Source organism: Terriglobus albidus (assembly GCF_025685425.1).
In the GTDB taxonomy this organism is placed as follows: Bacteria; Acidobacteriota; Terriglobia; order Terriglobales; family Acidobacteriaceae; genus Terriglobus; species Terriglobus albidus.
In genome coordinates, this window is record NZ_JAGTAS010000043.1 from 1 (window position 1) to 7,704 (window position 7,704).

The 7,704-nt window shown below is 57.7% G+C and carries 7 protein-coding genes; 4 read left to right on the top strand and 3 right to left on the bottom strand.

All coding sequences use genetic code 11. The features are described 5' to 3' along the window. Positions 1-356 precede the first annotated feature (356 nt). Positions 357-1,760 carry a tetratricopeptide repeat protein gene (locus OHL21_RS07810; protein WP_263416694.1) on the bottom strand — a complete coding sequence of 468 codons (1,404 nt, stop codon included), beginning with the start codon at positions 1,758-1,760 and terminating at the stop codon, positions 357-359. Positions 1,761-2,318: 558 nt separating this feature from the next. Continuing rightward, positions 2,319-2,915: a TetR/AcrR family transcriptional regulator gene (locus OHL21_RS07815; RefSeq protein WP_263416695.1), complete on the bottom strand. Its 597-nt coding sequence runs from the start codon at positions 2,913-2,915 to the stop codon at positions 2,319-2,321. Between the two features lie 98 nt (positions 2,916-3,013). On the opposite strand from OHL21_RS07815, the gene OHL21_RS07820 reads away from it, so the two are divergent. Next, positions 3,014-3,475, top strand: a complete 462-nt coding sequence (locus OHL21_RS07820; RefSeq protein ID WP_263416696.1) for a DUF6640 family protein — start codon at positions 3,014-3,016, stop codon at positions 3,473-3,475. A gap of 171 nt (positions 3,476-3,646) precedes the next feature. Further along, positions 3,647-4,093 (top strand): IS200/IS605 family transposase, encoded by a 447-nt coding sequence (gene tnpA / locus OHL21_RS07825; RefSeq protein ID WP_263416697.1) that lies wholly within the window; start codon positions 3,647-3,649, stop codon positions 4,091-4,093. 49 nt (positions 4,094-4,142) lie between these two features. Here tnpA and OHL21_RS07830 read toward each other — a convergent pair whose 3' ends face one another. After that, positions 4,143-4,433, bottom strand: coding sequence for a hypothetical protein (locus OHL21_RS07830; protein WP_263416698.1), 291 nt, complete (start codon positions 4,431-4,433; stop codon positions 4,143-4,145). A gap of 254 nt (positions 4,434-4,687) precedes the next feature. Between OHL21_RS07830 and OHL21_RS07835 the strand changes: the two genes are divergently transcribed. Further along, on the top strand, positions 4,688-5,488 hold the full coding sequence (locus tag OHL21_RS07835; protein ID WP_263416699.1) for a HEAT repeat domain-containing protein: 801 nt from the start codon (positions 4,688-4,690) through the stop codon (positions 5,486-5,488). A gap of 421 nt (positions 5,489-5,909) precedes the next feature. After that, the gene (gene argG, locus OHL21_RS07840) at positions 5,910-7,247 is read left to right on the top strand and encodes an argininosuccinate synthase (RefSeq protein WP_263416700.1); all 1,338 of its coding nucleotides are present in this window, start codon (positions 5,910-5,912) and stop codon (positions 7,245-7,247) included. Positions 7,248-7,704 lie beyond the last annotated feature (457 nt).

The following is a 7,704-nucleotide window of genomic DNA, read 5'->3' on the forward strand; positions in this document are numbered from 1 at the left end:
GTACGCTCTTCCAACACTCCGCTCGCTCTCCAAGGCATGCCTGACTTCTACACGCCTCCGCTCGACCTCGCGAAAGTGTTACCTATCTCCCCGGTCTAATCTGTTACCCATCTGCCCGGTCTGTACCATCTGATACGGCACGGCTCAAGCCGTGCCCTTAAGCAAGACAAAAGAACCGTTTCGTTTGTGACGATTGGAGAATATAGAGCGGGCCTTCAGCCCTTTAATATCGTGTGGGTACGGAAACCTGGGGCGTTGCCCCAGGCTGGTATAGGGCGCGCCTTCAGCGCTTTAAAGGCCTCTCGAAACGCTGCCGTAATACACCAAACGAAAACGGCTATTCCACACGGCTTGACCTAATTCGCTAACCCGATTCTCCGGTCTTCTGCTTCGCGTAGCTTCTCCGCGGATGCCTCACGAAGCTGCTCTGCTTTTGCTTTTGCCGAGCGGGCCTGGTCGATCTGACCGATCGAATAGTAGAACTCCGAGAGCGCGTTGTAGGGGGCGTCCGATTCGGGATACTTCGTGATTGCGCTGTTGATCAGCTCTTCGCCACGCTGAGGTGCGCCACAGGAGAACTCCCATCTTGCTTCCAGCTCCATCACGCCATCGGCCGAGGCATTGCGTGACGAATGACCTGCAATCTGCTTCCACCGGCCTTTCCAGCGATCGCACAGAAGCTTCGCTTCAGCCGGACGGGCGAGATGTGTCAGCGATCGCGCAAGCCCAAGATCGATCAGATACGCGGAGAATTCAGAAGCAGCCTGATTCTGCCTGACGATCGATGTCGCCAACTGATACGTTACCGCCGCATTCTGGAACTTCCCGGCGGCCTCTTCCAGCAGGGCGTGGTCAATGGCTTCGGTATAACGAAAAAGAACCTGCCGCGGATATACGGCCAACAAGCGCGTCAGAGCAGCGTTCCAACGCTCCGTAGCGTCCACAGCTTGATCAAGGTGATGCGCGCGTTCCAGCGTGAAGATTTCTGAATTCAGGAGAGACTCTCTCGTCGCCAGAGGAAGCTGCAGCTTCAGCATCTCCTCGTATGCGGCAACGTGTGCCATCTCGCCTTCAGACCAGGAGTGAAGAGACGCCAGGCCTACGCGCGCTTCTACAAAGTCGGGATCGCTCTCTACCAGGCTCTCCAGATAGGACTCCGCGCAGAGATCTTCCCGATCCAGACACTGCCGTGCAACGCCGTAGCGTGCAGCCAGGGATGATGGGTTTTTATCCAGAATGTACTTGTAGCAGTGCGAGGCGGCATTATCATCGCTGCCGAGCCTGAGCTCGGCCACGCGATACATTACCGACAGCGCCGTCCTCGGGGTGCAGGTCTGCTGGGAATAGGTCTCCCATGCTTCAAGGGACTTTTGCTGCGGATCCTCTTTGAGCCTGAGTACGAAGGCACGCCCTGTCTGCTTCGGATCGAAGGTGGCCTGCTTGATCTGAGGAGTCAGCCTGCTGAGATAAAGACTGAAGCCTCCGATGGGCTGTACTTCACTCACCTTGCCATCTTCTCCCAGGGTCACAAGGAAGGTCACACCCTTGTTGCCGGGTCCGAGGTGGTTCACAAAGACAAGATCGTCTGGAAGAGGAGTGGTTGGCGTCCAATCGATCACGCGGGGAAGGGGCTCGGCTCCTCGTGGTCCGTTCTGCGTGCTGGGGCCGGATGCGTACCCTGCCGTACCAAAGATCCATAGGATCATCACGACCACGACTCCGATGCCGTGCAATCCAGATCTCCGCGTCTTCTTTCGCAAACCGAAAGCCCTCCCTACTTGTTCAGTTTGGCTTGGGCTCGGTTACAACTTGAAACACTTCGCGAGACATTCTTCCGTTCGCGACCCACTATGGGAAAGTTAGAGTTTCTTAATCTTCCGGTGGCATGAAAGACAGAAAAGACCATCGGGAAAGAGCGCCCGACGACAACAGCGTTCAGACACAAATTTTGCGAGCCTCCGATGAAAAGCGCTGAAGGCGCGTTCTATACCAGCCTGGGGCAACGCCCCAGGTTTCCGGCGCCCCGAAGATGTTAAAGGGCTGAAGGCCCGCTCTATAATCGCGTCTTCAATTCCAGACGTATCGTCGTCGCATAAATTCCGTATCTCGTGTGAACGGGTCCGGAGGCAACAACGATCGAGGCTATGACATTGCAGGAATATGGGTCGGGCCTTCAGCCCTCTTACCGTTTCGCTATCAATATCCTGGGGCGTTGTCCCAGGCTGGTATAGGGCGCGCCTTCAGCGCTGAAAACAACACCGTGAAGCACGACTCTGAAACTCCATGACCACTGGGTTATTGCCCTCTCGAATTCGCTGCTATCCCAGCAAGCTCCTTACCAGATCGCGATGATTTAGCCCTGGAATTGTCTGTCCGGTAAGGGCCGTACTGAAGCTGCGAAAGAACGAAGCAGACATCAGGATCGACGCGATCACCTCGGCATTCCGGTCTTCTGGAATCCGGCCGAGCTTCTGCTCTCCCTCGATATAACGTGCGATGCGCGAGATCCCTCCGCGCGGTCCTTTGGCGCGGCCGTCGAGCATCTTGCGAAAGCTCTCCAGAAGTGGAGGCTCGGCAAACAGGGATGACAGCATGGGCCCAACCCGCTCGTGGAAGCGTTGCAAGCCCTGCAGCGCCGTGAGCAGGTTCCGTTCCGGCGTTTGCTTCCCGATGTTTTCTTCCAGGGCATGCAGCGGCACCAGCATCTCCGGCAGGCTCTGCTCCAGTACGGCGAGCAGAAGCTCAACTCGCCCGGAGAAATGCACGTAGATGGCGCCCTCCGAACATGGAACGGCTTCGGCGATCGCCCGCGTCGTCACCCCGCTGAGACCGCGCTCGCGGAGCAGGCGATCGGCCGCTTCCACGATCTCCGCCTTGCGGTTTCTCTTTGGCTCTCGTTCCGTCTTACGCTGCATGCATCATCATTCGTGGGAGAAAGAGAAACATTTCCTCCTGCACAGGAGTATAGTACAACTCACATAGTGAGCACTCACTCACCATATAGGAGTCAACCATGAACGGCATGCTTTTCAGCAAAGTTCTTCTCACCTTTCTGCTGGTCTTCGGTAGCGCTTTGTCCTTCGCATTGGACTGGAGCAAGAACCACCTGCTCAATCCGCTGTGGCATCCGCATGCAAAGTTTCACGGCGCGGTTCTGCTCTTCTTCTTTGCCGGAGTTGCTATGACCGGTGTGTGGCTGTTATGGCGCGAGTCCGCCGAGCCAAAAGTTGCCATTACGGCGGCTGCCGCACTCTCCGCTTCCTACTGGACACCTTTTTTCTTTATCCCGTATCTGCTGCCTGGCTCGTCCTATTGGGCGGGAATCCCGGGCCATGAGCCGCACTTTCATGGAATGGTCTTTTATCCCAACCTTCTGGTGATCGGGGTTTTTCTGGCGCTGACCGTTGTTGCGTGGAGGATTGGAGTCAGCGGGCTGGCTGGTCAATCGGTGGTTAAGAGTGGGCGCCGATCGTAAGGCCCATGAAGACAGACCTCAACGAAAAGCACGGGCTCGATCGGAAGGCTATGCAGACAAGATCACCGATGAATAGCGCTGAAGGCGCGTTCTATACCAGCCTGGGGCAACGCCCCAGGTTTACGCGCCCGAAGATGTTAAAGGGCTGAAGGCCCGCTCTATAATCCGGCAATGCCACAATCTCTCTCGCTGCTGTTGGTTCATGTGGTGTTCAGTACCAAAGAACGATATCCATTTCTAAAGGAAACGATCCGCGAACCGTTGTATGCCTATATGGCAAGCATCATCCGCAATGCCGGATGCGAATGCTACCGGATCGGCGGCGTCGCCGATCACGTTCATCTGGCTATTCGCCTGTCGAGAACAGCGAGTGTGTCTGAGTTGATTGAGTTATTGAAGACGTCTTCATCCAAATGGCTCAAGAACCAATCGATCGAGAAATTTGCGTGGCAACGCGGATATGCCGCCTTTTCCGTTGGATTGGATGACCGGGATACCTTGATGGCCTACATCGATACCCAGGCAGAGCATCATCGAAAGGTATCGTTTCAGGATGAATTCCGTGCCTTTCTCATGAGGTACGGAATTGCGTTCGATGAGCGGTACGTATGGGATTGAGAACTGTTATAGAGCGGGCCTTCAGCCCTTTAAAACTTGGTGGGAACCCTTACCTGGGGCGTTGCCCCAGGCTGGTATAGGGCGCGCCTTCAGCGCTTTTTCGCGATGCCCGGATCTTCGTAGCCGTTCCCATCGGACGCAAGACCACAATCCCTCTGGTTGCTATTTCCGCGCCTTTCTGCCGAGGTATGGAATTGCGTTCGACGAAGTGGTGACCGATGACCGCGATCTGGCAATCGAGCGCCGGAAGCTGATCGATCGGCTCGATCGCTTCCAGGCTGGAGGTCCTGCCGGCTGCACCCGAGATCCCCACTATGACAAAAAAATAGAGCCTGGACATATCGCGTTGCCCCTTACCTCTATCCATGTGTCGATACACTCTAGAGTTCAGAAAACAAAGCACTTGCTTTTCCTTAAACCCCCTTGACAAACATCGGAAATCTTCTAGTCATAGCTAGACACGGCAGATCAATCGCTCGCTGCCATCCCTGTCTCGTACGACCAACCGCTGCTCGCGTTCGCACGGTCATAGCAGTAGCGAAGCTGCCAGCTTTTTGCCCCTCGGTCTAGACTTTTAAGAGGAGTTGTATCGAGATGTACGGGTCTGTGGGATCGAGCTGGCCAGGGCGGGGATCGAGCTGGCTGCTGTGGTTTGGCACCTTTGTGGCGTTCACGGCCACGATGCAGGCACAAACCGCATCACCTCAGGCTCCAGCGCCCGCCCAACAAGAACATCGCGCACCCAAGTCCTCCCGCGAAGCTCTGCAGGAGCGCGGTGTCGGTGTGGATCCTGACTCGCTGATGAAGGCGCTCTCGCACTCCGATCCCGAGGTGCGGCGCCTTGCCGCCATGCGCCTGGGCACGGACAACGTGCGCAGCGCGACGCCGGCGCTGAAATCTGCACTGCAGAAAGAGACGGATTCCGGCGTCACGCTCAGCATGATGAGTTCCCTGTTTCGGCTGGCGCCGCGGTCGGGGCAATCTTACGTCTACTCTCTCTGTCAGGACCCCGCCCTCGGCTCCCAGGTCAATCTCGCCGTCGCCAATGCGCTCACCACGCTGGACGCCGCGCAGGCTGCCCGCGCCTGCGCTCCCAATCTGGAAGCATGGGTGACGAAGAGCTCGCCTAACCCGGACGATGCCGCGAATGCGCTCACCGCGCTGGCCTCGCTGCAATCGAAGCTCGATGAAGAGACGGTCGTGCGCCTGCGCAAACAGTCCATCGGCTTCCTGGCCGGGCAGGAGTTTGGCCGGCGCATTGCGGCGATTGAGTGGCTCAGCCGCGACCGCTCCGCCGAGGCGGAGAAGGCCCTGGAGCACGCCATGGACACGGAAAAAGACCCGGCCCTGCGCGATCTGATGAAACATATCGTGAATTCCCGGCCGGCAAAGTAGAGCTGCGCAAATATTGAGAGCTCGGCAGCATCGCTCAAGTCAGCGAAATCCATCGCAACGACGATGGGTGGGAACCGCGGGCTTAGCCCGCGGTTTGTTTTGCTTAAGGGGACGGCTTCAGCCGTCCCATACAGAGTTCACAGAAACGGCGGCTTCAGCCGCTGAGGTCGGCTTTTCCAAGATATTGCCCTCAGCGGCTGAAGCCGCTTGCTTTCTAAGTCCGACTACGGCACAGCTGAAGCCGTGCCCTTAAGCAAGACATTCGCACCTGCGGAGCGAAACGGTTGCGCCAAGCGCAACGGTCCGATGGGGCACCCAGTTTGTGGGCCGATTTATCCATCTGCTCTAACGGCCCCCTCACATCCACCACGTAAAATAAAAGAAAAACGTCCGGCGCTCTCGCCAGGACCTTGAGGTTTGAATGTCGGTCATCCTGGAACACCTACCTACCGGCCAGAAGGTCGGAATCGCCTTCTCCGGCGGCCTGGACACCTCCGCCGCCCTGCACTGGATGAAACAGAAGGGTGCGATTCCGTACGCCTATACGGCCAATCTCGGCCAGCCCGATGAGGCCGATTACGACGCCATTCCGCGCAAGGCGCTGGAGTATGGAGCCGAGAAGGCTCGTCTGATCGACTGCCGCGCCCAGCTTGTCCGCGAAGGCATCGCCGCCCTGCAGGCAGGCGCCTTCCACATCACCACCGCCGGTGTGACCTACTTCAACACCACGCCCATCGGCCGCGCCGTGACCGGCACCATGCTGGTGACCGCGATGAAGGAAGACGGCGTCAACATCTGGGGCGACGGCTCGACTTTCAAGGGCAACGACATCGAGCGCTTCTACCGCTACGGCCTGCTGGTCAATCCTGACCTGAAGGTCTATAAGCCGTGGCTCGACTCCACCTTTATCGACGAGCTGGGTGGCCGCGCCGAGATGTCGGAGTTCATGCAGCGTTCGGGCTTTGCCTACAAGATGTCGGCGGAGAAGGCTTACTCGACCGACTCCAACATTCTGGGTGCAACGCACGAGGCCAAGGATCTGGAGCTGCTGAGCTCGTCCGTGCGCATCGTGCAGCCCATCATGGGCGTTGCCTTCTGGCGTGACGATGTTCCGGTCAAGGCCGAAGAGATCACGATCCGCTTTGAAGAGGGCTTCCCGGTGGCGCTGAATGGTACCGAGTACACCGACCCGGTCGAGCTGATGCTCGAGGCCAACCGCATCGGCGGACGTCACGGCCTGGGTATGAGCGACCAGATTGAGAACCGCATCATCGAGGCCAAGAGCCGCGGCATCTACGAGGCTCCGGGCATGGCGCTGATCTTTGCCGCCTATGAGCGCCTGATCACCGGCATACATAACGAAGACACCATCGAGCAGTACCGCGACAACGGCCGCAAGCTGGGCCGCCTGCTTTATCAGGGCCGCTGGTTCGATTCGCAAGCCATCATGCTGCGCGAAGCCGCAACCCGCTGGGTCGCCAAGCCCATCACCGGCGAGGTCACGCTGGAGCTGCGCCGCGGCAATGACTACTCCATCCTGAATACCGATTCGCCCAACCTGACCTTCAAGCCCGAGCGCCTGACCATGGAGAAGGGCGAGAGCACCTTCTCGCCCCGCGACCGTATCGGCCAGCTCACCATGCGCAACCTCGACATCATCGACACGCGGGAGAAACTGCTGAGCTATGCCAAGTCGGGTCTGATCAAGCTGAGCCAGGGCACCGAGATGCCGCAGCTCAAGTCGGGGGAGAAAGAGTAGTTGGTTTTCTAATGGGTGGGATTTTGTGGATTCCCGCCCACCCTAGCGTTGCGAGCGTTCACCCCAACGAACGAAGTTCGTTGGGGACCCCGAGGGTGGGGCACCCGGGTAGGGAGTTCTAAGCGCTTAAGGGCCGGGGTCCCCTGCGAACTTGTTTGCTGGTGTGATTCGCAATGTGATATCGAGCGAAGCTCGAACGGGTGGGAGCCGTGGGCTTCAGCCCACGGTCTAACGACAACAATAAAGATTGGGCTTTAGCCCTGGGATTTTTCCTGACTTACAGAGAAGACCCAGGGCTAAAGCCCAACTTATTTAGGAGCTTCTATCAGCGGGCTAAAGAGTCTGTGTGAGTGCTTGATTTTCGTGGATAGATATACGAAAAGAGAGTATGTCGCGCTATCTTCCGTATTCACCGGAGCAGGGCTACCTGGTTCCGCCACGTGTGGATGAAGTTCTG